This is a genomic window from Streptomyces kunmingensis (genome assembly GCF_039533535.1).
GTDB lineage: Bacteria > Actinomycetota > Actinomycetes > Streptomycetales > Streptomycetaceae > Streptomyces > Streptomyces kunmingensis.
This window is the reverse complement of sequence record NZ_BAAATS010000017.1, coordinates 253290-278923: the sequence shown is the minus strand read 5'-3', so window position 1 is coordinate 278923 and position 25634 is coordinate 253290. Positions and strand designations below refer to the sequence as shown.

The 25634-nt window shown below is 71.7% G+C and carries 20 protein-coding genes; 10 read left to right on the top strand and 10 right to left on the bottom strand.

Annotation, left to right across the window (positions count from 1 at the left end; translation table 11 throughout):
- Nucleotides 1-95 precede the first annotated feature (95 nt).
- The gene (gene metG, locus ABD366_RS20685; RefSeq protein ID WP_324771230.1) at nucleotides 96-1835 is read left to right on the top strand and encodes a methionine--tRNA ligase; all 1740 of its coding nucleotides are present in this window, start codon (nucleotides 96-98) and stop codon (nucleotides 1833-1835) included.
- Nucleotides 1836-1881: 46 nt separating this feature from the next.
- Here metG and ABD366_RS20680 read toward each other — a convergent pair whose 3' ends face one another.
- The 3 genes from ABD366_RS20680 to ABD366_RS20670 are packed head-to-tail and all read right to left on the bottom strand — an operon-like array spanning nucleotide 1882 to nucleotide 5020.
- Nucleotides 1882-2631 (bottom strand): hypothetical protein, encoded by a 750-nt coding sequence (locus ABD366_RS20680; protein ID WP_324771229.1) that lies wholly within the window; start codon nucleotides 2629-2631, stop codon nucleotides 1882-1884.
- A 35-nt stretch (nucleotides 2632-2666) separates the two neighbouring features.
- A complete protein-coding gene (locus ABD366_RS20675) occupies nucleotides 2667-4100 on the bottom strand; it encodes a hypothetical protein (protein ID WP_324771228.1) in 1434 nt (477 codons plus the stop codon).
- The gene (locus ABD366_RS20670; protein ID WP_324771227.1) at nucleotides 4097-5020 is read right to left on the bottom strand and encodes an ATP-binding cassette domain-containing protein; all 924 of its coding nucleotides are present in this window, start codon (nucleotides 5018-5020) and stop codon (nucleotides 4097-4099) included. Before ABD366_RS20670 ends, ABD366_RS20675 begins: the two co-directional genes overlap by 4 nt.
- Before the next feature lie 579 nt (nucleotides 5021-5599).
- On the opposite strand from ABD366_RS20670, the gene ABD366_RS20665 reads away from it, so the two are divergent.
- The gene (locus ABD366_RS20665) at nucleotides 5600-6766 is read left to right on the top strand and encodes a sensor histidine kinase (RefSeq protein ID WP_324771226.1); all 1167 of its coding nucleotides are present in this window, start codon (nucleotides 5600-5602) and stop codon (nucleotides 6764-6766) included.
- A gap of 5 nt (nucleotides 6767-6771) precedes the next feature.
- A complete protein-coding gene (locus ABD366_RS20660) occupies nucleotides 6772-7488 on the top strand; it encodes a response regulator transcription factor (protein WP_324771272.1) in 717 nt (238 codons plus the stop codon).
- Here the strand turns inward: ABD366_RS20660 and ABD366_RS20655 are convergent.
- Together ABD366_RS20655 and aspS are read right to left on the bottom strand one after the other, a co-directional pair.
- The gene (locus tag ABD366_RS20655; RefSeq protein WP_324771225.1) at nucleotides 7485-8423 is read right to left on the bottom strand and encodes an intradiol ring-cleavage dioxygenase; all 939 of its coding nucleotides are present in this window, start codon (nucleotides 8421-8423) and stop codon (nucleotides 7485-7487) included. The genes ABD366_RS20660 and ABD366_RS20655 overlap by 4 nt on opposite strands.
- Nucleotides 8424-8640: 217 nt before the next feature.
- Entirely contained in the window at nucleotides 8641-10407 is a 1767-nt protein-coding gene (gene aspS / locus ABD366_RS20650) for an aspartate--tRNA ligase (RefSeq protein WP_324771224.1), read from the bottom strand.
- A gap of 135 nt (nucleotides 10408-10542) precedes the next feature.
- On the opposite strand from aspS, the gene ABD366_RS20645 reads away from it, so the two are divergent.
- Complete coding sequence (locus tag ABD366_RS20645; RefSeq protein ID WP_324771223.1) at nucleotides 10543-12738, top strand: ATP-binding SpoIIE family protein phosphatase; 2196 nt, start codon at nucleotides 10543-10545, stop codon at nucleotides 12736-12738.
- Here ABD366_RS20645 and ABD366_RS20640 read toward each other — a convergent pair.
- From ABD366_RS20640 to ABD366_RS20630, 3 genes are all read right to left on the bottom strand, one after another.
- Nucleotides 12666-13763 carry an AI-2E family transporter gene (locus ABD366_RS20640; protein WP_324771222.1) on the bottom strand — a complete coding sequence of 366 codons (1098 nt, stop codon included), beginning with the start codon at nucleotides 13761-13763 and terminating at the stop codon, nucleotides 12666-12668. The two genes, ABD366_RS20645 and ABD366_RS20640, sit on opposite strands and share 73 nt — an antisense overlap.
- 182 nt (nucleotides 13764-13945) lie before the next feature.
- Complete coding sequence (locus ABD366_RS20635) at nucleotides 13946-14911, bottom strand: pirin family protein (RefSeq protein ID WP_324771221.1); 966 nt, start codon at nucleotides 14909-14911, stop codon at nucleotides 13946-13948.
- Nucleotides 14912-15050: 139 nt separating this feature from the next.
- The gene (locus ABD366_RS20630; protein WP_324771220.1) at nucleotides 15051-15518 is read right to left on the bottom strand and encodes an SseB family protein; all 468 of its coding nucleotides are present in this window, start codon (nucleotides 15516-15518) and stop codon (nucleotides 15051-15053) included.
- 226 nt (nucleotides 15519-15744) lie between these two features.
- Here ABD366_RS20630 and ABD366_RS20625 point away from each other — a divergent pair, with 226 nt between their 5' ends.
- The 5 genes from ABD366_RS20625 to ABD366_RS20605 all read left to right on the top strand — a co-directional run bounded on the left by ABD366_RS20625 (nucleotide 15745) and on the right by ABD366_RS20605 (nucleotide 22295).
- Nucleotides 15745-17583: an acyl-CoA dehydrogenase gene (locus ABD366_RS20625; RefSeq protein ID WP_324771219.1), complete on the top strand. Its 1839-nt coding sequence runs from the start codon at nucleotides 15745-15747 to the stop codon at nucleotides 17581-17583.
- 345 nt (nucleotides 17584-17928) lie between these two features.
- Nucleotides 17929-19236 carry a M18 family aminopeptidase gene (locus tag ABD366_RS20620; protein ID WP_324771218.1) on the top strand — a complete coding sequence of 436 codons (1308 nt, stop codon included), beginning with the start codon at nucleotides 17929-17931 and terminating at the stop codon, nucleotides 19234-19236.
- Nucleotides 19237-19348: 112 nt separating this feature from the next.
- Complete coding sequence (locus tag ABD366_RS20615) at nucleotides 19349-19573, top strand: DUF6458 family protein (protein ID WP_324771217.1); 225 nt, start codon at nucleotides 19349-19351, stop codon at nucleotides 19571-19573.
- 98 nt (nucleotides 19574-19671) lie between these two features.
- Nucleotides 19672-21435 (top strand): AfsR/SARP family transcriptional regulator, encoded by a 1764-nt coding sequence (locus tag ABD366_RS20610; RefSeq protein WP_344442220.1) that lies wholly within the window; start codon nucleotides 19672-19674, stop codon nucleotides 21433-21435.
- Nucleotides 21436-21569: 134 nt separating this feature from the next.
- Entirely contained in the window at nucleotides 21570-22295 is a 726-nt protein-coding gene (locus tag ABD366_RS20605) for a DUF4232 domain-containing protein (protein ID WP_324766168.1), read from the top strand.
- Between the two features lie 7 nt (nucleotides 22296-22302).
- Here the strand turns inward: ABD366_RS20605 and ABD366_RS20600 are convergent, their stop codons facing one another.
- Complete coding sequence (locus ABD366_RS20600; protein ID WP_324766169.1) at nucleotides 22303-24126, bottom strand: NHL domain-containing thioredoxin family protein; 1824 nt, start codon at nucleotides 24124-24126, stop codon at nucleotides 22303-22305.
- A 3-nt stretch (nucleotides 24127-24129) separates the two neighbouring features.
- Nucleotides 24130-24546: a cupin domain-containing protein gene (locus tag ABD366_RS20595; protein ID WP_324766170.1), complete on the bottom strand. Its 417-nt coding sequence runs from the start codon at nucleotides 24544-24546 to the stop codon at nucleotides 24130-24132.
- A 52-nt stretch (nucleotides 24547-24598) separates the two neighbouring features.
- Between ABD366_RS20595 and ABD366_RS20590 the strand changes: the two genes are divergently transcribed.
- Complete coding sequence (locus tag ABD366_RS20590; protein WP_324766171.1) at nucleotides 24599-25621, top strand: GlxA family transcriptional regulator; 1023 nt, start codon at nucleotides 24599-24601, stop codon at nucleotides 25619-25621.
- Nucleotides 25622-25634: the final 13 nt, after the last annotated feature.

Below are 25634 nucleotides of genomic sequence, written 5' to 3'. Positions count from 1 at the left end.
GGGCGGCCACCCCATGTCAGCTACGATTTCTAGATTCCGCAGCCGAAACCCGTCACTGCGCGCAACACATCGTCACGACTTGGGAGCAGCCCCCGATGGCTCGACACCTCATCACCAGCGCCCTTCCGTACATCAACGGGATCAAGCACCTGGGCAACATGGTGGGGTCCATGCTCCCGGCCGACGTCTACGCCCGCTACCTGCGGCTGCGCGGCCACGACGTGCTGTACATCTGCGCGACGGACGAGCACGGCACGCCGGCCGAGCTGGCCGCGAAGGAGCGGGGCATCCCGGTCGCCGAGTTCTGCGCGCAGGCGCACGACGCGCAGAAGGCGATCTACGACGGCTTCGCGCTCGACTTCGATCACTTCGGCCGCAGCTCCTCCCCGCAGAACGCGGAGCTGACCCAGCACTTCGCCCGCCGCCTGAACGAGAACGGGTTCATCGAGGAGCGGGCAGTCCGGCAGGTGTACAGCCCCGTCGACGGCCGTTTCCTGCCCGACCGCTACGTCGAGGGCACGTGTCCGCACTGTGGCTACGACAAGGCGCGCGGCGACCAGTGCGAGAACTGCACGCGCGTCCTCGACCCGACGGACCTGATCGAGCCGCGCAGCGCGATCTCCGGTTCGACGGAGCTGGAGGTCCGGGAGACCAAGCACCTCTTCCTCCTCCAGTCGAAGCTTCAGGGCGAGGTCGAGGCGTGGATCGACGAGGTCGCCGACGAGTGGCCGCAGCTCTCCTCCTCCATCGCCCGCAAGTGGCTGACCGAGGGCCTGAACGACCGCGCCATCACCCGTGACCTGGACTGGGGCGTCCCGGTCCCCGCGGACACCTGGCCGGAGCTCGCGGCCGACGGCAAGGTCTTCTACGTATGGTTCGACGCCCCGATCGAGTACATCGGCGCGACGAAGGAGTGGGCGGACGCCGCGCGGGACACAGCGCCCGACGGGGAGACCCGCGACTGGAAGTCCTGGTGGTACGGGCCCGACGGCGCCACCGACGTCCGGTACACGGAGTTCATGGCGAAGGACAACGTGCCGTTCCACAGCGTCATGTTCCCCGCCACGGAGATGGGCGTCCGGGAGCCGTGGAAGAAGGTCGACTACCTGAAGGCCTTCAACTGGCTGACGTACTACGGCGGCAAGTTCTCCACCTCGCAGAAGCGCGGCGTCTTCACCGACCAGGCCCTGGAGATCCTCCCGGCGGACTACTGGCGCTACTTCCTGATCGCCAACGCCCCGGAGTCGGACGACTCGTCCTTCACCTGGGAGCACTTCACGGCGACGGTCAACAAGGACCTGGCCGACACCCTCGGCAACTTCGTCAACCGCGTCCTGTCCTTCTCCCGCAAGCGCTTCGGCGACGACGTCCCGGCGGGCGGCGCCCCCGGCGAGGCGGAGACGAGGCTCGGCGAGCAGATCGCCGAGCTCCTCGCCGAGTACGAGACCCAGATGGAGGCCCTCCAGTTCCGCAAGGCCGCCGCGGCGCTGCGCGCCCTGTGGTCCGCGGGCAACTCCTACCTGGAGGAGAAGGCCCCCTGGCTGGAGATCAAGACGGACAAGGACGGTGCCGCCCTCACCCTCCGTACGGCGATGAACCTGATCCACCTGTACTCGGTGGTCTCGGCGCCGTTCATTCCGTCGTCCGCGGCCGCGATGCGCGCCGCGTTCGCCCTCGCCGACGACACGCGTGACTGGGTGAGCGCCGACGAGGCGAAGGCGCTCACCACGGTCCCCGCGGGCACCGCCTTCACGGTCCCGCCGGTCCTCTTCGCGAAGATCACCGACGAGGACCTGGAGTCGTACAAGGAGCGCTTCGGCGGCGCGCCCGAGTAGTCCGGGACGGGATCTACGGGATCTCGGGATCTCGGGATCTCGGGATCTACGCGTCCCGCACCCGCAGCGCCACCCATCCGGCGGCCAGGGCCGCGGCGGCGTATCCGGCGAGCACCGAGATACCCGCCGCGGGGCCCAGCGGGGCCGTCCCCGGCCCCGAGGCGGTCTGCACGGCGAGCCCCGCCGTCATCGGGGACACCTTCTGGACGAGGTGCAGCGCGTGCTCGGGCATCTTGATGATCAGCACGGCGAGGTAGGGCCCGTAGAGCAGGGTGAGCATCGTGCCCACGGCCGCCGCCGCGTGCCGCACGACCAGCGCGACACCCGCGCTCAGCAGGGCGACGAGCACGAGGTACGCCGCCGTACCGAGCGTCACCCGCCACAACTGCCCTGAGTGCAGCGGTAGTTGGGCATACGAGGAGAGCGCCTCGCGCCCGGCGAACAGTGCGGCCACGACCGCCGGGACCGCGGCCGCCAGCGCCGCCGCGGCCACCACCACGACCTTCGCCGTGAAGACCGTGCCCCGGCGCGGGTTCGCGGCCAGCGTCGTGCGCATCAGGCGCGGATACTCGGACGACACCACGGCGACCGCGATCAGCACCGCGGCGGCCTGCGCGAGGTAGACGCCGGACTGGGAGAGCGCCGTCGGGTCGAGGGTGCCGGACTCGTCGGGGCGGGCGCCCGCCGCGATGAGCGCCGTGAACGCCACCATCGCGGCCGTCAGACCGGGGATCGTCCACAACTGGCCCGGCACGGTACGCAGCTTGGTCCACTCCCCACGGACCGCACGGCTCAAGGGCCCCACCGCCCACCCCGCGCGGACCGTGCGCCTCATGCGTCCCGCCGGGTGAGCCGCCACTGTGCGGCCCCGAGCACGACGGCAACGTACAGACACAGCACGGCGAAGCCCGCCCACGGGGTCGTCGCGTCGTCGATGAGCTGCCTGGTCTGCTGGATCGCCATGCCGGCCACGGGTGTCGCGCTGCCCACCACCTCGTCGAGCGTGATCGACGTCGTCGACGCGACGATCGGCAGCACGACCACCGTCACGAACATGAGGACCACGGCCGGGACGGTGCGGCGCAGCAGTGCGCCGACGCCCAGGCTCAGTACGGCGATCAGGGCGAGGAACGCGGCGCTGCCGACGACGGCGCGGACGCTGCCCGGGTCGGTGAGCGACGGGTCGTCGAAGAGGGGCGGCCGGAAACCGTTCTCGCGCTGGTAGGGCCGTGCCAGCAGGAACGCCGCCACGCTGCCCACCAGGCCGACGGCGAACACCGTCGCCCCGAGCACCACGGCCTTCGCCGCCAGGACCCGGCCGCGGGCGGGGCTCGCCGTGAACGTGGTGCGTACGGTGCCCGTGCGGTACTCGGACGTGACGCTCAGGACGCCGAGCGCGATCACCGCGAGCGCGGCGAGCTGGATCCCGTCGTCCAGGGACTGCTTCACGAGGTCGATGCCGGGCCCGTCGCCGACCCCGCCCATGCCGAGCCCGCCGAGGTCTCCGCTGCCGGTGAGGGTGATGCGGGTGGCGGCGCGGTGGAAAGTACCGGCGGGAGCGACGGCGTCCGGGGGCGGCGCGTTCGCCTCGGGCGGCTGCACGACGTCCGTGTGCCGCCAACCCGCTTGTGCGTCGGGGAAGTACACGTGGTCGAAGACGGCCCGGCCGACGGTCGGCTCCGGGTGCGCGGTGACCTGCGTGGGCCCGGTGCGCTTCTCGACGGCGCGCTCCGGTGACGTGACGAAGACGCCGGCTTCGGCGGCGGCGGGCAGCCCGGACGCGGTCAGCGTGCCGACGCGGTGCCAGGCACGCCCGTCCCGCGACACGTATCCGGTGACCCGGGCCCCGTCCCGGCGCAGCCGCAGCCACACCGGAGCGTCGGTGTCCTCGCCCCCGGCCGTCAGCTCGTGCTTCCCGTCGGCCATCATGCGCACGCCGTGCCCCGGCGTGACCATCAGGGCGGCGTACGAAGATCCGCTGGCCGTTCCGTCCTTGAGCAGCAGCCCCGCCTTCGCCCACGCGTGACTGTCCCGCTGGGCCGCCACGCGCGCGGTGTACGTGCCCTGGTCGTCGCCGGTGGTGCGGTGCGCGAAGCTCACGCCGTCGTACGCGTCCGGGCCCCCGTAGCTGAATTCGCTGCCGCTCGCCGAGGCCACCGTCATCAGCAGGAGCAGGCCCAGCAGCGCGAGCAGGGCCAGGGGGGTGCTGCGCACGGACCGGAGCTTGGTCCACTCGGCGCGCAGGGCGCGGACCGTGCCGCTCACGACGCGTCCTGGGCGGTGAACTCGGCCGCGCTCGCCGTCAGTTCCATATATGCCTCCTCCAACGTGGCGCGGTGCCGGGAGAGTTCGGAGAACGGTATGTCCTGCGCGCCGAGCAGCGCGGCGACCCGTTCGGCGGGCAGGCCGGTGACCGTGAGCAGGTCGGCCCCGGTCACGGCGACGGTGGCGCCCGCGCCGGTCAGCACGGTCATCGCCTCGGCGCGGCGCCCGGTCCGCAGAGCGACCCGTGACCCGGACACCTCGTCCAGGAGCTCCCCGACATCGGTGTCCGCGAGCAGCCGGCCCCTCCCGATCACCACCAGGTGGTCGGCCGTGTCCTGCAGTTCGCTCATCAGGTGCGAGGAGATGAGGACCGTACGCCCCTGTGCGGCAAAGGACTTGAGAAAACCACGGATCCACTGAATACCCTCGGGATCGAGCCCGTTGACCGGCTCGTCGAGGATCAGCACGGGTGGGTCGCCGAGCAGCGCGGCGGCTATCCCGAGGCGCTGGCGCATGCCGAGGGAGAAGCCGCCCGTACGTTTCTTCGCGGCGGAGGCGAGTCCGACCTGGTCCAGGACGAGGTCGACGCGGCGGCTCGGCAGTCCGCTGTAGTGGGCCAGCCAGAGCAGGTGGTCGCGGGCGCGGCGGCCCGGGTGCAGCGCCTCGCAGTCCAGCAGCGCGCCTACGGTGCCGAGGGGGTCGGGCAGCCCGGTGTAGGGCCGGCCCCCGATCAGGGCGTCCCCGCTGTCCGGTCTGTCGAGGCCCAGCATCATGCGCAGCGTCGTCGATTTGCCCGCCCCGTTGGGACCCACGAAGCCGGTCACCCGGCCTGGCCGCACGCAGAAACTGAGCGCGTCCACGGCGGTCGCTCCGCCGTACCGCTTGCACAGCCCTCGGGCCTCGATCGTCATATCGCTCATGCCGCCGACAGTAGGCACCCCCCGCCCCACCGTCGTCCCACCCCGGCGTGGTCCCCGACCGGTCGGGATCCCCTTAGCGGGGGAGGCCATGCCCTGCGGGGGCGGGGCGGGAGGTCGGGCGCGGGCCCATCGCGGCGACTCGCGCAGTTCCCCGCGCCCCTGGGGTGTTCTTTCACCTGCGGCCCGGTGGGGGCTGATCGCGCAGTTCCCCGCGCCCCTAGGAGGTTTTTCGTCCACCGGCCGGTGGGGGCTGATCGCGCAGTTCCCCGCGCCCCTAGGAGGTTTTTCGTCCACCGGCCGGTGGGGGCTGATCGCGCAGTTCCCCGCGCCCCTGAGATGCGCACTTCGTGCGGCATCTCAAGGGGCGCGTATGGCGCGCGCCCATGGGGCTGCGGCGGAGCCGCATGCCTCAGGGGCGCGGGGAACTGCGCGACCAGCCACGGCGGTGGTGCACCCGCAAACAACCCACAGGGGCGCGGGGAACTGCGCAATCAGCCACGACGGACCCGAACCCATTCGCCCCGCCCTCCCCCCGAAGGGTGACGCCCGGTTCGACCCCCCGGCCCGATAATGACGCCCATGACCTGGACCCGGGCGGTGAGCACGGCGGCACGGCGACTGCTCACCCACCCCGATCTCCCCCTCATGGCCACCTGCCCCCTGACCCTGGCCGCGCTCACCGAGGTACTGGCCCCCGCACAACCCGCCCCCACAGACCCGCTCGGCCCCCTGGCCCTCGCCCTCGCCGCCACCCTCCCCCTCGCTTTCCTGCGCTCCCAGCCCCTGCTCAGCGCCATAAGCGTCACCGCGGCGGTACTGCTGGCCCCACCCACGTACGACCGGATCTTCTACTCCGGCCTCCCGGCGCTCGCCGCCGTCCTCTACGTCGTCGGGCGCCGCCAACAGGGCCGCACAGCGGTACTGTTCGCGCTCCCGTTCGCGGCCTACGCCCTGACCGACGGCCACCTCGGAGTCCCCCTCCTCATCGGCACGGCGGCAGCCCTCACCGCGGGCCACGCCCACCGCACCCGCACCGAGAACACCCGCCGCTCCGCCGCGGACCGCTCGTACACCGGCACGGTCCTCGCGCACGCGGCGCTCGGTGAACGGGCGCGTATCGCAAGGGAGTTGCACGACATCGTGGCCCATCACGTGTCGACGATCTCGGTGCAGTCGGAGACGGCCCGTTTCACGACGCCGGGCCTCACGGCCGAGGGAGCCGCCGCGTTCCTGGCGATCGGCGACACGGCCCGCCTCGCCCTCACGGAGATGCGCCGCCTGCTCGGCGTACTGCGCGAGGACGCCCCCGAGGCCACGGCTCCACCGGCCCGCGCCCCGCAACCCGGCCTCGATCAGCTGGTCGCCCTCGTCGACGAGGCCCGCGAGGCGGCCGACGGCGCGGTGCGGCTCATCGTGCGCGGCCCGGTCACCACCCTCGACCCGGGTCTGGAACTGACCGCGTACCGCATCGTCCAGGAAGCCCTGACCAACGCCCGCCGCCACGCGCGGGGCGGCGCGGTGGACGTCGAACTTCACTACACGGAGGCCGAGTTGACCCTGCGGATACGCGACTGCGGCCCGGGCGACGGCAAGGACGGCACGGAGGACAACCCGGGATACGGCCTGCTCGGCATGCGCGAACGCACCACCATGGCGGGCGGCACCCTGCGCGCGGGGCAGGGCCCGGCCGGCGGTTTCCTCGTGGAGGCGGCCCTGCCGATACGCGCCGGGAGCCATCCCGCATGACCGGCATGCCTGATCACACCGACGAGCCGGATCGGACCGGGCCGGACCACAAGAGCACCATCCGTATCGTCGTCGCCGACGACCAGGACGTCGTACGGGCCGGCTTCGGCGCACTCCTGGACAGCCAGCCGGACTTCACGGTGGTCGGCAGCGCGCCCGGCGGCGCCGAAGCCGTCCGCGTCTCCCGCGAGGTCCGCCCCGACCTGGTCCTGATGGACGTACGCATGCCCGGCATGGACGGCATCGAGGCCACCCGCCGGATCGCCCGGGACCTGCCGGACACCCGCATCATGATGCTGACGACGTTCGACCTCGACGAGTACGTGTACGACGCGCTCGCCGCCGGGGCCAGCGGCTTCCTGCTCAAGGACATGCTCGCCGAGCGGCTCTTCGAGGCGGTCCGGATCGTCGCGGCGGGCGAGGCCCTGCTGGCACCGACGGTGACCCGCAGGCTGATCGCGGAGTTCACCCGCCTGCGCCCGCGGGCCGCGCCGCGACAGGCCCTCGCCGTCGACGCGCTGACCCCGCGCGAGCGCGAAGTACTGGGTCTGATCGCCGAGGGCCTGTCGAACCAGGAGATCGCCGCCCGCCTGGTGGTCGGCGGTGAGACCGTGAAGACGCACGTCAGCCGGGTCCTCGCCAAACTGGGCGTGCGCGACCGGGCGCAGGCGGTGGTGGCGGCGTACGAGTCGGGCCTGGTCGTCCCGCGCTCCGGCCCCTAGGGCGCGGAGGCCGAGGGCGAGGGGGCGGGAGTCACCCCGTCCTGTCCTTCGTGGGTCTCGTCCGGGTCCACGCCCACCGTGATCGACGCGATGACGCCGCCCGCGATGTGGTTCTTCTTGTAGCGCAGGCGCAGCAGTCCGCCGCTGACGCCGGTCTGGTCGTAGATGGTGTCCTCGGTGAGTGTGGTGCGTTCCGTGGTGCTGGTGGAGTACGGCGCGACCTCGGCGGAGGCGAGCACGGACGCTTCGTCGAAGAAGAACTGGCCGGTGTGGCAGGTGTGGCCGCCCTCGTAGCCGGTGTCGGTCAGTTTCCCGCCGACGTGCACCTTGGTGTGGATGTGCACGGCCCGGCCCCGGTACCAGCCCGGGAAGACCGTCCTGAACTCGACGTGGCCGTCTCTGTCGGTGAGCCAGGTGCCGCGCAGGTAGCGGTTGTCGTCGGTGGGGTCGGTCTTGCCGGGGCCCCCACCGCCACCGGGAGGACCGGTGGGTACGTCCGTGGGGGTGCCGGTGGGGGGTTCTCCGCCGCCCGGGCCGCCGGGGCCGCCCTGGGACGCGTCCTCGTACCCGGAGTAGAGGCCGAGCGCGTCGCAGTGCCAGATGTCGACGGCCGCGTGCTTCAGGGGACGGCAGCTGTCGCTGTCGATCACCTTGACGCGCAGGACGAGCGGGATGCCGTCCTTGTCCTCGGTGACATCCCGGCGGATCTTGTCGGCGTCGATGTAGTACGGGCCCTCGGTGGTCTCCGCGGTGAGGACGTAGCAGGCGTCCTGCTCGCCGCCCCGCTCGTCCGCGGACGCCCCGCCGGCCGCGAGCGTGCCGCCCACCCCGGCGGCGGCGACGGCCGCGCCGCCCGCGATGACGACCTTACGGCGCGTCAGTTTGGCTGTGTGGTACGGCTGTTGGCTTCCCTCGGTCCTGCTTCCATCAGTCATGGCGGAGGACGCTAGAGCCCGAGGCTGTGAGGAACATAGGAGCGACCTGTGAATAGCCCCGCAAGGGGCGCGGGGAACTGCGCGACCGGCCACGACGAGAGCCGCACCCGCCGACCGAACATCACGGCCCCACGGCCCGACGGCGAAAACGCGAACGGGCCCGGGGACGAACCCCGGACCCGCTCAACCGCGACCGCTCAACCCGCGGGGCGCCCCGCTACTTCTTCTCGACCGGCTTGCGCAGCTGGATGTTGAGCTCGCGCAGGCGCGACTCGTCCAGCTCGGAGGGCGCGCCCATCATCAGGTCCTGCGCGTTGCCGTTCAGCGGGAAGCTGATGGTCTCCCGGATGTTCGGCTCGTCGGCGAGGAGCATGACGATGCGGTCGACGCCGGGGGCGATCCCGCCGTGCGGCGGGGCGCCGAAGCGGAACGCGCGGAGCATGCCCGCGAACTCGGCCTCGACCGTCTCGGCCTCGTAGCCGGCGATCTCGAACGCCTTGAGCATGATCTCGGGCTCGTGGTTGCGGATCGCGCCGGAGGACAGCTCCGTGCCGTTGCAGACGATGTCGTACTGCCAGGCCAGGATGTCCAGCGGGTCCTTCTCCTCCAGGTCCTTCATGCCGCCCTGCGGCATGGAGAACGGGTTGTGGGAGAAGTCGATCTTCCCGGTCTCCTCGTCCTTCTCGTACATCGGGAAGTCGACGATCCAGCAGAACCGGAAGACGCCCTCCTCGAAGTGGCCGGCGCGCTTGGCGGCCTCGACGCGGACCGCGCTCATGATCCGGGAGACCTCGTCGAACTCGCCCGCGCCGAAGAAGACGGCGTGCCCGGCCTTGAGGCCGAGGCGCTCGGTGAGGACCTTGGTGTTCTCCTCGGTGAGGAACTTCGCGATCGGGCCCGCGAACGTGCCGTCCTCGCCGACGCGGATCCAGGCCAGGCCCTTGGCGCCCTGCTCGACCGCGTAGTCACCCAGGCCGTCGAAGAACTTGCGGGACTGCGAGGCGGTGTCCGGCACCGGCAGCGCACGCACGTGCTTGCCCGCGAACGCCTTGAACTCCGAACCCTCGAACACGTCGGTGATGTCGACGAGCTCCAGCTTGGCGCGCAGGTCCGGCTTGTCGTTGCCGTACTTCAGCATCGACTCGCGGAACGGGATGCGCGGGAAGGGAGACGTGACCTCGCGGCCGTTGCCGAACTCCGTGAAGATCTCCGTCATGAGCTTCTCGATCGGGCGGAAGACGTCTTCCTGCTCGACGAAGCTCATCTCGATGTCGAGCTGGTAGAACTCGCCCGGCGAGCGGTCCGCACGCGCGTCCTCGTCGCGGAAGCACGGCGCGATCTGGAAGTAGCGGTCGAAGCCGGAGATCATCAGCAGCTGCTTGAACTGCTGCGGGGCCTGCGGCAGGGCGTAGAACTTGCCCGGGTTCAGGCGGGACGGGACGACGAAGTCACGGGCGCCCTCGGGGGAGGTCGCGGCGAGGATCGGCGTCGCCATCTCGTTGAAACCGAGGGCGACCATCTTCGAGCGGATCGAGGCGATCACGGCGCTGCGCAGCATGATGTTGCGGTGCATGCGCTCGCGGCGCAGGTCCAGGAAGCGGTACTCCAGGCGGCGCTCCTCGCCCACCCCGTCGTCCTGGTTGATCTGGAACGGGAGCTGCTGGGCGGCGCCGAGCACCTCGACCTCGGCGGCCTCGATCTCGATCTCGCCGGTGGGCAGCTCCGGGTTGACGTTGTCCGCGCCGCGGGAGACGACCTTGCCGTCGACGCGGACGACCGTCTCCTTCGTCAGCTTGTCGAGGACCTCGGCGGCCTTGGTGCCGGGGCGGGCGACGAGCTGCGTGATGCCGTAGTGGTCGCGCAGATCGATGAAGAGGATGCCGCCCAGGTCTCGGCGATTGTGCAGCCAGCCGCTCAGCCGGACGTCGGCGTCGACGTCAGAGGCGCGGAGCTCGCCGCAGGTGTGGGACCTGTACCGATGCATCGTCGTTCATCCAGCCTTTGCGTTTTGGGGTTCCGGGGTGACAACCCGGATCTCCCAAGGGTACCGGCCGCCCCAAGATCGCCCACCAAATACTCTCGGTGGCCGTATGCGATCAGTCCTTCTTAGAGTGGGGCCATGAGCACTGGTGAGCCCCTCCCTCCGGTGGAGGACGTCCTCGCCGCTCTCGCGACCGGCCTGTGGCGGTGGGACAACCGGGCGGGCCTCGTCACCTTCGACGTGGAGGCCGCCCGGCTGATCGGCATGCCCTCCCCCAACGGGAAGCCCGTCACCCTGTCGGAGTCCGGGGTCAGGGCCCTTTTCCACCCCGTCGACTGGAACGAGATCGACGGCGTCGTCCAGCTCGCCGTCGCCGAGGGCACCCTCGCCGAGGCCCGGCTGCGCATCATGGACGAGCGGGGCCGCGTCATCCGCACCGTCCGCAGCCGCTCCAAGCCCGTACTGCACGGCGACAGCCCGGACTCCTACGAGCTGATCGGCACCCTCCAGGAGGTCGGTGAGCCGCCGCCGGGCGCCGCCTCCCGTACCCCGGTGACGGGTGACTGGCGGCGCTCCCGCGAGGCGTTCCTGCTGGACGCCGGGCGGGCGCTCGCCGAGGCCGGGTCGACGGAGGAGGTGCTGCGGGTCGCCGCGGGCCTGTCGATGCCCGGGTTCTCGCCGGAGGGCCTCGCGGTGTTCGGTGTGTCGGGTGACCGCCTCAAGGTCATCGGCCACCACGGGCACCAGGCGGGTTCCGAGGGCCCCTTCACCGATATGGAGCTGGCCACGGACTATCCGGCGGCCGAGGTCTGCCGGACCGGGCGCGCGGTCTATCTGTCGTCGCCGCAGGAGTACCACGACCGCTATCCGGCGGCCTGGCCGCTGGCCACCCGGTTCGAGCGGCAGTCCTGGGCGTTCCTGCCCCTCATCGTCGCGGGCCGCACGATCGGCGCGTGGATGGCGGGCTTCGCCTACCCCGTGTCGTTCACGCCCGACGAGCGCTCGGTCCTGACGACGGTCGCGCGGATGCTGGCGCAGGCCCTGTCGCGGGCCGGGGTCGCCGAGTCGGAGCGGGAGCTGACGGACGGCCTCCAGAAGTCGATGCTGCCGACCCTCGGCCCCGCCGTCCCCGGCATGAGCATCGCGGCCCGCTATGTGCCGACCGGCGGCGGTCTCCAGGTGGGCGGCGACTGGTACGACATCATCCCGCTGCCCGGGGGCCCCGGCCGCACGGAGTCGGGGGGCGGCCGTATCGCCCTGGTCATCGGCGACGTCCAGGGGCACGACGTGCGCGCGGCGGGCCTGATGGGCCAGCTGCGGATCGCCCTGCGCGCCTACGCCTCCGAGGGACACCGCCCCGACGCGGTCCTCTCCCGCGCCTCGCGCTTCCTGCACGGCATCAGTGACATCGCCCAGGGCGGGGATCCGGCGGACCCGCGCTTCGCGACCTGCCTGTACGTGGAGGCCGATCCGGCGACCGGTGTCCTGGAGATCGCCCGCGCCGGCCATCCCGATCCGGCGATACGGATGGCGGACGGCACGGTGATGATGCGGCCCACGGCGGGCGGGCTGCCGCTCGGCATCGACCCGGACGCGGACTATCCGACGACCCGGATCGTCCTGGAGCCCGGCGAGACGCTGCTGCTGTGCACCGACGGCCTGATCGAGACCGGCGGGCACGACCTCGACACGGGCTGGGCCCGGGTGCGCGGCACGCTGGAGGCAGGCCCGGCCGAGGAGCTGGAGGAGCTGGCCGACGCCCTCGTCCAGGCGGTGCACGGCCCGTCCTCGCACTACACCACGGGACCGCTGGTCGACCGCCGCGAGGACGACATAGCGCTGCTGCTCCTGCGGCGCACCCCGTTGTCGAGCGGGCCGACGACCGGTCGGCGCACGGCCATGACGATCGCGCAGGCCGAGCCGGAACGGGTCGCGGCCGCCCGTCAGCAGCTGCGGGAGCTGCTGCACGACTGGGCCGACGACGATCAGGTCGATTCGGCGGTGCTGCTCGTCTCCGAGATGGCCACGAACGTGCTGGTGCACACCGACGGCGACGCGTTGCTGGTCGCCGAGGTGACCAGGGACGCCGAGGGTCCGCGGCGGCTGCGGGTGGAGGTCGCGGACGCCTCGGACGATCTGCCGCACAAGCGCAGGCCCGGGGAGCTCGCCTCGTCGGGGCGGGGCCTCGTGCTCATGGAGCTGCTCGCGCAGCGCTGGGGCGTCGATCCGCAGGGCGAGGGCAAGTGCATCTGGTTCGAGCTCTACGAGCCCTCTGCCGCGGTGGAGGAGGAGTCGACCGCTGTTTCACGTGAAACAGCGCCCCCGGCGCCGTAGCGGCCGCGCAGTTCGCTCAGGATGCCGAACGCGGCGGCCGTCAGCGGTACCGCGAGCAGCATGCCGAGAATTCCGGCGACGGAGGCGCCGCCCGTGATGGCGAGCAGCACCACCGCCGGGTGCATCTGCACGGTGCGGGACTGGATCATCGGCTGGAGCACGTGTCCTTCGAGGACCTGCACCGCGAGTACGACGCCGAGGGCCCACAGGGCGATGACGAAACCCCGGTCGGCGAGGGCCACGAGTACGGCGACCGCGCCGGAGATGAAGGCTCCGAGGTAGGGGATGTAGGCGCCGACGAAGACCAGGGCGGCGAGGCCGACCGCGCCGGGCACGCCGAGGATGAGCAGCCCGATGCCGATGCAGGTCGCGTCGATGAGGGCGATGAGCGTGGTGCCGCGCATGAAGCCCGCGATGGAGTTGAAGGAGCGGCGGGCGATGGCTTCCAGGGTCTCGCCGGTGCCGGGCGCGGCCTGGCGCAGGGCTCGCCGGAAGCGCCCGGCGTCCCGCAGGAAGAAGAAGCAGAGCAGCAGCGCGAGGACCGCCATGGCCACGACCTCGCCGACGACGCTGAGCCCGCTGATCACGCCGGAAGCGGCGCTGCCGCCGTACTTCTTGAGCAGGTCCTGGGCGCTGTCGGCGAGGTGGTCGAGGTCGAGCGCGCCGGTCCCGAAGCGGTCGGAGAGGTCGGTGGCGGCCTGTTTCACGGAGGCCACGATCTGGTCGCCGGTGTCGATGAGGGCGGCGACCACGATGTATCCGGCGCCGCCGACGACGATCAGGATCAGCGCGCAGGTGAGGCCCGACGCGAGGGAGCGCTGCACCTTGGCGCGGCGCAGCGCGAGGTAGACGGGCCGCAGCAGGGCGGTGCCGAGCAGGGCGAGCAGGACCGGCACCACGGCCGTCTTGAGTTCGACGCAGAGCCGGATCCCGACCCAGGCGACACCGGAGACGAGCAGGGCCACCACGCACCAGGCGGCGACGCGGCGGGCGGGTTCGGGCAGAAGCTGCTGACGGATCGGCACCCAGCCAGACGATCATGCTCCGCCCGCTCCCACCCCTCGGGCGGGTCCGGCCGGGTGACGGGGTGTCACGCGCACGGCACCCGGACGACCCCGGACGACAGTGACGGCCCGCCGGGTGCAGAATCGGCGGGCCGTCACGTTCAGGGGCGCACACGCGTCACGTGTGCGAGGGCACACACGCTTTACGTGTGCGGCAGGCGCTCCTTGGTGGGGATGACGCCCAGGCGGCCGGCCTGGAAGTCGTCGAAGGCCTGCTGGAGTTCGGCCTTGGTGTTCATCACGAACGGACCGTAGTGGGCCATGGGCTCACGGATCGGCTGACCGCCGAGGATGACGACCTCCAGGTCCGGGGTGTTCCCGTCCTGGGACTCGTCGGCCCGCACCGTCAGGGACGAGCCCGCGCCGAAGACGGCGGTCTGCCCCTTGTGGATCGGGCGGCGCTCGGCGCCGACGGTGCCGCGGCCCGCGAGCACGTACACGAGACCGTTGTAGTCCTCGCGCCAGGGCAGGGTGGCCTCGGCGCCGGGGCGGACGGTGGCGTGCACCATCGTGATCGGCGTGTGCGTGATGCCGGGGCCCTCGTGGCCGTCGAACTCACCGGCGATGACGCGCAGCAGCGCGCCGCCGTCGGCCGTGGTGAGCAGCTTGACCTGGCCACCGCGGATGTCCTGGTAGCGGGGGTCCTTCATCTTGTCCTTGGCGGGCAGGTTCACCCACAGCTGGAGGCCGTGGAAGAGACCGCCGGACATGACGAGGGACTCCGGCGGCGCCTCGATGTGCAGCAGGCCGGAGCCCGCCGTCATCCACTGGGTGTCGCCGTTGGTGATGGTGCCGCCACCCCCGTTCGAGTCCTGGTGGATGAAGGTGCCGTCGATGATGTAGGTCACGGTCTCGAAGCCGCGGTGCGGGTGCCAGGGGGTGCCCTTGGGCTCTCCCGGCGCGTACTCCACCTCACCCATCTGGTCCATCATGATGAACGGGTCGAGGTGCTTGTAGCTGATCCCGGCGAACGCGCGGCGCACCGGGAATCCCTCGCCCTCGAAGCCACCGGGCGCGGTCGTGACGGTGAGCACGGGTCGTGCCACGGCATCGGCGGGCGCGGCCACACGGGGCAGGGTCAGCGGGTTCTCGACGGTCACAGCGGGCATTTTGGGGACCTCCTTGGCGTCCTCGTGCCTCGACTTTAGTTGAACGTAGAACTTTCTGCCACCCAGAACGCCGAACGCCCGGAGGTAATTCCCTCCGGGCGTTCGGTGGTGCCGGTGTGGTGGCAGTGAAAACCGCAGGTCAGCCGTACATGCGGCGCATCGCGAAGTCGACCATCTGCTCGACCGCCTTGGCGTCGAAGACCATCCGGTGCTCGCCCTCCATGTCGAGGACGAAGCCGTAACCGGTGGGCAGCAGGTCGATCACCTCGGCGCCGGTGATGACGAAGTACTTGGACTCCTTGCCCGCGTACCGGCGCAGCTCCTTGAGCGTGGTGAACATGGGGATCACCGGCTGCTGCGTGTTGTGCAGGGCGAGGAAGCCCGGGTTGTCACCGCGCGGGCAGTAGACCTTCGAGGAAGCGAAGATCTGCTGGAAGTCCTCGGCGGACATCGACCCGGTGGTGAAGGCGCGGACCGCGTCGGCGAGCGAGGGCGGCGACGGCTCGGGGTACAGCGGCGGTGCCTGCTGCCCGTACCCGCCCTGCTGCGGCGGCGCGTACTGCTGCCCAGCAGCGGCTCCCCCGGCGTGCTGCTCGTATCCGTACATGAGGCAAAGACTACCGAGGCCCCGGGCCACGGCGGGCCCAGCCGCCGAACCCGGCCCAGGGGGCTCCTTCGTCACACTCGACGCCCTGGGGGTTGCTTCTTATTACCGACGGGTAGCATCCTATTAACTACTAGTTGGTACGCGTACGAGGATGATCCCGGAGCCCGGCACTGACGGGCCCCCCGCAGCGGGTCTACCTCCCTATAGCCTTTACGGAGCCGTCGCCATGGGGCACTACAAGTCGAATCTCCGCGACATCGAGTTCAACCTCTTCGAGGTGCTCGACCGCGACAAGCTGTACGGCACGGGTCTGTTCGGGGACATGGATGTCGACACCGCCAAGAGCATCCTCGAAGAGGTCGCCCGCCTCTCCGAGAACGATCTGGCCGAGTCCTTCGCCGACGCCGACCGCAACCCGCCGGTCTTCGACCCGGAGACCAACACGGCGCCGGTCCCGGCCAGCTTCAAGAAGTCCTACCAGGCCTTCATGGACGCCGAGTACTGGCGCCTCGGCCTGCCCGAGGAGATCGGCGGCACCACCGCGCCGCGCTCCCTGATCTGGGCCCACGCCGAGCTGATCCTGGGCGCCAACCCGGCGGTCTGGATGTACTCCTCGGGCCCGGCGTTCGCCGGCATCCTCTTCGAGGAGGGCAACGAGCAGCAGAAGAAGGCCGCCGCCGTCGCCGTCGAGAAGCAGTGGGGCTCGACGATGGTGCTGACCGAGCCGGACGCCGGCTCCGACGTCGGCGCCGGCCGTACCAAGGCCGTCCAGCAGGACGACGGCTCGTGGCACATCGAGGGCGTGAAGCGCTTCATCACGTCCGGTGAGCACGACATGTCGGAGAACATCCTCCACTACGTCCTCGCCCGCCCCGAGGGCCACGGCCCCGGCACGAAGGGCCTCTCGCTCTTCCTGGTGCCCAAGTTCGAGTTCGACTGGGAGACCGGCGAGCTGGGCGAGCGCAACGGCGTGTACGCGACCAACGTCGAGCACAAGATGGGCCTCAAGGCGTCCAACACGTGCGAGATGACCTTCGGCGACCAGCACCCCGCCAAGGGCTGGCTGATCGGCGACAAGCACGACGGCATCCGCCAGATGTTCCGCATCATCGAGTTCGCCCGCATGATGGTCGGCACGAAGGCGATCTCGACGCTGTCGACCGGTTACCTGAACGCCCTGGAGTACGCCAAGGAGCGCGTCCAGGGTCCCGACCTGGCCAAGTTCATGGACAAGACCGCGCCCAAGGTCACCATCACGCACCACCCGGACGTACGCCGCTCGCTGCTCACGCAGAAGGCGTACGCGGAGGGCATGCGCTCGCTGGTGCTCTACACCGCCTCGGTCCAGGACGCGATCCAGGTCAAGGAGGCCGCCGGCGAGGACGCGTCGGTCGAGCACGCGCTCAACGACCTCCTCCTCCCCATCGTGAAGGGCTACGGCTCCGAGAAGGGGTACGAGCAGCTCGCCCAGTCGCTCCAGACGTTCGGCGGCTCCGGGTTCCTCCAGGAGTACCCGATCGAGCAGTACATCCGTGACTCGAAGATCGACACGCTCTACGAGGGCACGACCGCCATCCAGGGCCAGGACTTCTTCTTCCGGAAGATCGTCCGCAACCAGGGTGCCGCGCTGAACGGTCTCGCCGAGGAGATCAAGAAGTTCCTCGCGGTCGAGTCGGGCGGCGAGGAACTGGCCGGGGCGCGCGAGTCCCTGGCCAAGGCGGCCGTCGAGCTGGAGGCCATCGTCGGCGTCATGCTCACGGATCTGGCCGCCACGGAGCAGGACGTCAAGGCCATCTACAAGGTGGGCCTGAACACGACCCGGCTGCTCATGGCCTCCGGTGACGTGGTCGTCGGCTACCTGCTGCTCAAGGGTGCGGCGGTTGCGGCCGAGGCCCTTGCGGGTGGCGCCGCCGCCAAGGATGTGGCGTTCTACCAGGGCAAGATCGCGGCGGCCAAGTTCTTCGCGGCGAATGTTCTGCCCGGTGTCATCGGGGCGCGGAAGCTGGCGCAGGCGACCAGTGAGTCCGGCCTTGACGTCATGGAGCTGGACGAAGCGGCGTTCTAGGCTCCGCCGAGCCGGATCCTGCCCGGGCCCGCTGTCTCCCTCGGGGGCGGCGGGCCTTCGTCTGTACGCGCGCCACCGTCGTGGTTGCTCGCGCAGTTCCCCGCGCCCCTGAGGCATGCGGCTGCGCCGCTGCCCCATGAGGTGGCGCACGAAGTGCGCATCTCAGGGGCGCGGGGAACTGCGCGACCAGCCCCCACCGGGCCGCAGGTGAAAGAACATCCCAGGGGCGCGGGGAACCACGCGAGACGCCCCGCCCGCCCGGAGGCGGAACCGCGACGGCCGGAGCCACGGCGCTCAGGGGCGCACGCGGGGCAGAGCGGCAGCAACCCGCACTACCCTGGCGGTATGGCAACTCCTCCCGCGCCCTTCGATCGTGGGCACACCGACGACCTGATGTCCTTCCTCGCGGCGAGCCCCACCCCCTACCACGCCGTGGCGAACGTGGCCGCCCGCCTGGAAGAGGCCGGTTTCAAGCAGGTCGCGGAGACCGACGCCTGGGACGGCACCAGCGGAGGAAAGTTCGTGACGCGCGGCGGCGCCGTCATCGCCTGGTACGTGCCGAGCGGAGCGCACCCGCACACCCCCTTCCGCATCGTCGGCGCACACACCGACTCCCCGAACCTGCGCGTGAAGCCCCAGCCCGACATGGGCAACCAGGGCTGGCGGCAGGTCGCCGTGGAGGTCTACGGCGGCCCGCTGCTCAACTCCTGGCTCGACCGCGACCTGGGCCTCGCCGGCCGGATCTCGCTACGCGACGGCACCGAGCGCCTCGTCGACATCGACCGGCCCCTGCTGCGCGTACCGCAGCTCGCGATCCACCTGGACCGCTCCGTCACCGCGGAGGGCCTCAAGCTGGACAAGCAGCGGCACATGCAGCCGATCTGGGGCCTGGGCAGCGATGTGCACGAGGGCGATCTGCTGGGCTTCGTCGAGGACGAGTACGGCCTGGAGCGCCGCTCGATCACCGGCTGGGACCTGATGACGTACTCCGTCGAACCGCCGGCGTACCTGGGCCGCGACAAGGACCTCCTGGCCGGGCCGCGGATGGACAACCTGCTGTCCGTGCACGCCTGCACGGCCGCCCTCGCCGAGGTCAGCAGACGCGACGAGGCGGCCTCGCTGCCGTACATCCCGGTGCTCGCCGCCTTCGACCACGAGGAGAACGGGTCGCAGTCCGACACCGGCGCGGACGGCCCGCTGCTCGGGAGTGTGCTGGAGCGGTCCGTGTTCGCGCGCGGCGGCTCCTACGAGGACCGGGCGCGCGCCTTCGCCGGAACCGTCTGTCTGTCGTCGGACACCGGGCACGCCGTGCACCCGAACTACGCCGAGCGCCACGACCCCACGCACCACCCCCGCGCCAACGGCGGCCCGATCCTCAAGGTCAACGTGAACAACCGCTACGCCACGGACGGCAGCGGCCGGGCCGTGTTCGCGGCGGCCTGCGAGAAGGCGGGCGTGCCGTTCCAGTCGTTCGTGTCCAACAACGCGATGCCGTGCGGCACCACGATCGGCCCGATCACCGCGGCCCGGCACGGCATCAAGACCGTCGACATCGGCGCGGCGATCCTCTCCATGCACAGCGCCCGTGAACTGTGCGGCGCCGACGACCCGTTCCTCCTGGCGAACGCCCTGACGGCCTTCCTGGAGGGCTGAGGTCCACCGTCGAGTTCGGGCCGCCTTCGTCCGGACCGTGTGACGCCGAAAGCTCCGGGTACCCGGAGCTCTCAAGTAGCCGAACGTCATACAACTTGGGGAGGCGGACCTCATGAGCTTGGGAGGTTGCATCATCCTGGTCGCCGTCGGAGCGATCCTCAGCTTCGCGACCGACTGGCACATGAAGGGGGTCAACCTCGACCTCGTCGGCTGGATCCTGATGATCGTCGGCCTGATCGGCGTCTTCGTGTTCCGCAGTGTCGGACGCCGCCGGGGCGTGGTCGTGCCGCCGGCCCAGACGACCGTGGTCGAGGAAGACCGGACCCGGCGCATATAAGCCACGGCGACCCCGAGGGGCCCCCGGCCCGTCCTGCTCCATGTGCCCTCCACGTACCCTTGATCGCATCAGCTTTCGGGTATCTGGGGGGCACTTTCGTGGAGTTCCGGCTGCTAGGCGCGGTCGCCGTGGACACGGGGAGCGGGGAGCTGCCGCTCGGCCCCGCCAAGCGGCGCAGTCTGCTCGCCGCGCTGCTGCTGCGCCCCAACACCGCGATGCCGCTGGACCAGTTGATCGACGCGCTGTGGCCGGAGGGCCCGCCCGCGCGGGCCAGGACCGTGGCGCAGGGACATGTGTCGCGGCTGCGGGCGCTGCTCGCGCAGGGCGGCGCCGACATGTGGGGCGTCCAGCTGGTCACCCATGGCGACGCGTACGTCCTGGAGATGCCCGAGTCGCTGCTCGACGCGTACCGCTTCGAGGAGCTCGTACGGCACGCCGGCGTCCAGCGCGTCCCCGACGACGCGGCGGCGCTGCTGCGCGAGGCGCTCGCGCTGTGGCAGGGGCCCGCACTCGTCGGCGTCGCCACGGACGGCCCGCTGCGGGTCGCCGCCGACGGCCTGGAGGAGTCGAGGCTCTCGGCCGTCGAGCAACTGGCCAACACGTACGGGCAGTTCGGTGAGCACGCCCGCGCCGCGTCGCTGCTGCACGCGGAGGCCGTGGCCCACCCGATGCGCGAGACGCTCGCCGCCGCGCTGATGCGGGCGCTGTACCGCTCGGGCCGCCAGTCCGACGCCATCGACCAGTACCACCGCACCCGTACGCTGCTCGTCGACGAACTCGGCGTCGACCCCGGGCCCGCGCTGCGTGACGCGTACGCGGAGATCCTGGCGGGCGGGGAGAGCCAGCCGTCGGCTCCTGCCGTCCCGGCCCCCGCGCCCGCCCCCGTTCCCGTACCGGCGCCGGCGCCCCCGGCCGAGCCCGCGCGCACGGCCCCCGCGGCGCCCGGACCCGATCTGCTGCCCAGCCCGCCGCGCGGCTTCGTCGGACGCGGCCCGGAGCTGGCCGCGATCACCGCCGCCGCGCAGCCCGAGCACGCCGTCGTCGTCCTCACCGGACCCGCCGGGGCCGGCAAGACCGCGGCCGCCCTGCACTGGGCGTACACCGCACGCGAGCGCTACGAGGGTGTCCTCTTCGCCGATCTGCACAGCTTCGGCGTGCTGCACAGCTTCGGCGGTCCGCACGGCCTCGGTGACCCGCACGGCCTCGGCCGTCCGAGGAGCCTCGGCGGTCCGTACGGCTACGGTGGTCCGTACGGCTACGGTGGTCCGCGCGCTTTCGGCGACGGGCGAGCGGGCTCCGCCGGCGCGGCCACCGCCGACGTGCTCCGCGAGTTCCTGGTCGCGCTCGGCGTCCCGGGCCGTGAACTCCCGGACACCCCGGGCGCGTTGGCGGCCGCGTACCGCAGGCGCACCGAGCGCCGCCGCCCTCTCGTCATCCTCGACAACGCCGGCACCGCCGCCCAGGTCCGCCCGCTGCTCCCGGCGGGCCCGGGCAGTGCCGCCCTGGTCACCTCGCGCCTGCGGCTCGAAGGGCTCGCGGTCGGCGAACTCGCCCGCACCGTCTCCATCGGCGCCCTCGACGGCGCCGACTCCGCCGAGCTGCTCGCCACCGCCTCCGGCGCCGGGGACCGTCTCGCCGCCGAACCGGCCGCCGCGGCCCGTCTCGCCGAGCTCTGCGCGGGCCACCCGCCCGCCCTGCGCGCCGTGGCGGCCCGGATCAACGACCGGCCGGACCGGGCGCTGACCCCGCTCGCCGACGAACTCGCCGACGAGCGGCGCCGGCTGCCGCTCCCCGGCACCGGCGGCAACGGCGCCCTCGCGCCGGGCTCACGGCGGGCCGGTCCCTGGGTCGCCCCGGGGTGAGACAGCGGGCCGACAGCCGGACGGCGACGGGGCGTTAGCGCGTCGGCGACCGGACGGCGATCAAGGCGGGCACGGTGGGACACACAGCAGCCCACCGAAGCAGGCGGGCGCACCGAAGCCCAGGGAGTTCCGCCATGAAGCGCACCCTCACCCGTACGACCGTCCTCGCCACCGCCGCCATGGTGCTCGGCCTCACGATGACGGCCTGCTCCGGCGGCGACGACGGTGGCACCAAGGCGGCGGGCTCGGCGTCGGCGGCCGGGTCGAGCACGAGCAGCAACACGGACAGCGGATCCGGCTCCGGTCTCGGCTCGGGCTCCGGCGACGCGAAGGCGTCCGGCGGCACGCAGGCCGGCAACGCGTCCAAGACGGACGCCACGAAGAACAACGTCACCGGCCAGGGCGGCACGGACACCGCGGCCTCGAAGTCGGCGCCCGAGTGCAAGGTGACCTCGCTCGGCTACACGCTCGAGCGCAAGAACCCGGAGCAGCAGGGCGACCACCTGCTGATCATCGCGACCAACGACTCCGGCGTCCCCTGCACCGTGCAGCAGCACCCGGTCGTCACCCCGGGCGACGCCAACGGCGACGTCCCGCTCGCCAAGGACGACGAGCAGCCCGCGCAGCCGGTGCTCGTGCAGCCCGGCGGCACGGTCTACTCCGCGCTCCCCGTCTACCAGACGGTCAAGGCCGAGGACAGCTACTTCGATTCGCTCAAGCTGGGCCTGGTGCTGAACGACTCCGACGCCTCCGGCGAGACCGTCACCCTGGAGACGCCCGGCGAGGTCGAGTACGCGGGCAAGTCGGCCGACGGCATCGAGGTGCTCTCCTGGAACACCCGGAAGCCGTACGACTACTGATGTCGGGTCAGGCCGGTGCGTCCATCCCGGCGAGCACCAGCGGCAGCCGGTCCGCCCCGCCCTCGGCGACCCGGACCGGTACGCCCCAGTCCTGCTGGTGCACATGGCACGCCGGATATTCGTTGGCCGGGTCGTCGTCGCACGAGGCGGCCATCGCCGACACATGCAGGACACCCTCGGTGACCTGGGGGTTCAGGACCAGCTCGCGGGCCAGGTCGGTGCCCGCGCCGTCGCCGGCCGCGAGCAGCTCGGGCGGCGTCGCGGAGACCAGGAGCCGGGTCGAGGGCCCGTACCGGGTGTCGAGCTTCTGCCCGGCCGGCGCCTGGAAGATGACGTCAAGGGCCAGCTTGCCGCCCGCCACCTCGGTCGCGGCGCGCTGTGTGCGGTGGGCCACGGACTCGACGCGTACGGCCTCATCGGGCAGCCGCAGGCGGGTCAGCCGGTGCCGCGCGGACTCGACGACGACGATCTCCCCCGAGCCCCCGTCCAGTACGGCGTCGCTGGGCTCGCGCAGGTCGGTGGCGAGCGTGGTCACCTGGCCGGTCGCCGGGTCGAAGCGGCGCAGCGCGTGGTTGTACGTGTCGCAGACCGCGACCGAACCGTCCGGCAGCGCCGTCACGCCCAGCGGGTGCTGGAACAGCGCCTGACCGGCGTCGCCGTCGCGGTGCCCGAAGTCGAAGAGGCCCGTGCCGACCGCCGTGTGAACGGCCCCTTCCGTGTCGACGTAGCGCAGCGCGCTGGTCTCCGAGTCGGCGACCCACAGCCGCTCCTCGGTGGCGGCGAGCCCCGAGGGCTGCGCGAACCAGGCTTCTGCGCCGGGCCCGTCGACCAGTCCCTCGTTCGTGGTCCCGGCCGCGACCTCGACCGTCCCCGCCCGCGGGTCGTACGTCCACAGCTGGTGCACGCCCGCCATGGCGATCCACACCTTGCCGCCGAAGACGGCCACGTCCCAGGGTGACGACAGGTCGACCTCCAGGGCCGGACCGCTGTTCGGCGTCCCCTGCCACCACTGCTTTCCGGTCCCGGCGAGCGTGCTGATCGCCCCGCTCGCCAGGTCCACGGCGCGCAGCGCGTGGTTCACGGTGTCGGCGACGACGACCGTGTTCTCGTCGAGCAGCGCGAGGCCCTGCGGCTCGTTGAACGACTCCGGTCCGAAGCCGCGCTCCCCGCTGCCGATCCGCCGCACGACGCTCTCGCCGTCGGCGGCCAGCTCCACGAGCTGATGCCGCGTGGTGTCGCTGACCAGGAAGTTCCCGGACGGCAGCAGCAGCGCCTTGCCGGGGAAGCGGAGATCGGTGGCGACCGGCTCGGGCGCCACGTACGGGCCCTCGCCGCGGTGCAGGGTGCCCTTCGCCTCGTGCTCGGCCTCCAGCTCCTCGACCAGCGTGGCGATGGCGTGCGCGTGCCCCTCACCGGCGTGCTGCGCGACGACGTACCCCTCGGGGTCGATCACGACGAGCGTCGGCCAGGCCCGCACCGCGTACTGCTTCCAGGTCGCGAGCTCCGGGTCGTCGAGCACCGGGTGCTCCACCCCGTAGCGCTCGACGGCGTCGACGACCGCCTCGTGCTCGGCCTCGTGCACGAACTTCGGCGAGTGCACGCCGATGATGACGACGGTGTCCCGGTGCTTCTCCTCCAGCTCGCGCAGCTCGTCGAGGACGTGCAGGCAGTTGATGCAGCAGAAGGTCCAAAAATCAAGAACGACAATGCGTCCGCGCAGGTCAGCGAGGGTGTATTCCTTGCCGCCCGTATTCAGCCAGCCGCCTTCGCCGATCAGTTCGGGGGCACGGACACGGGCACGGCGGGCGGCTGCGGGCGCGGAGTCGTTCATGTTTCAAGGGTGCCACGCGTGCCCCGTCGTCGAGTCCACGTGGTCCGGTACCGGGTCGTGGGCGTCGCCTGTCGTGGGCGTGCCGGTCGGCTCCAGGAGGAGGATCGCCGTGCCGGGGGTCGCGGAGGGCTTGTGCCAGGTGCCGCGCGGGACCGTGAAGACGGAGCCGCGGGGCAGCACGACCGCACGCTCACTCTCCTCCTCCCCGTCCTTCTCCCGGAGCCCGATGGTCAGCTCGCCCTCTACGACGAGGAAGAACTCGTCGGTGTCGTCGTGGACGTGCCACACGTGCTCGCCCTCCGCCCTGGCGAGCCGGACGTCGTAGTCGTTGACGGCGGCGACGATGCGCGGACTCCACACGTCGTCGAAGGTGGTCAGCGCTTCGGCCAGGGAGACCGGCGGGTTCTGCGTACGTTCCATACCCGTCATCCTGGGGCTGTCCGGCTCCGCGTACGAGTGCTAGGAATTGCGTATGCCGCAAGGATCCTCGCAGGGCGGGGACCGCCCGCACCACGTCGTCGTGATCGTCGACGAGGGCGTCAACCCGTTCGAAGTCGGCGTCGCCACCGAGCTGTTCGGGCTGCCGCGGCCCGAGCTGGGCCTGGCCGCGCCGCTGTACGAGCTGACGCTGTGCTCTCCGGCGCCGGACATCAGGATGAACCACGGCTTCTTCACGCTGAGCACGGCGGCCGGGCTCGACGCGGTCGACACCGCCGACACCGTGATCGTGCCGGGACGCCCGGACAATGTCGTCCCGCGTACGCGGCCCGTGCTCGACGCCATCCGGCGCGCCCACGCGCGCGGCGCCCGCATCGCCAGCTTCTGCACCGGGGCGTTCGCGCTGGCCGAGGCCGGTCTGCTGGACGGGCGCCGCGCCAGCACGCACTGGCGCTGGGCGGACCAGTTCCGCGCGCTGCACCCGAAGGTGCTCCTCGAACCGGACGTGCTGTTCGTGGACGAGGGTTCCGTGCTGACCGCGGCGGGCAGCGCCTCCGCCCTCGATCTGGGCCTGTATCTGATCCGCCGCGACCATGGCGCGGAGATCGCCAACTCGGTGTCGCGGCGCCTCGTCTTCGCCGCCCACCGCGACGGCGGCCAGCGCCAGTTCGTGGAGCGGCCCGTGCCCCAGGTGCCGGACGCCTCGCTCGCCCCGGTCCTCGCCTGGGCGCAGGAGCGGCTCGACCGGCCGATCGCCGTACCGGACCTGGCCGCGCGCGCCGCCGTCAGCCCCGCCACGCTGCACCGCCGTTTCCGCGCCGAGCTGGGGACGACGCCGCTGACCTGGCTGCTCGGTGAGCGGATCGCGCTGGCCTGCCGGCTCATCGAGCGGGGCGAGGAGCGGCTCGACGCGGTGGCCCGGCTGAGCGGCCTGGGCAGCGCGGCGAATCTGCGGGCGCACCTGAAACGGGCGACGGGGCTGAGCCCGTCGGCGTACCGGCGCAGGTTCGGACACCCCACGGGCCCGCGGCTGCCCCAGCCGGCGGCCTCGGGGTGACACGGTGGCCGCC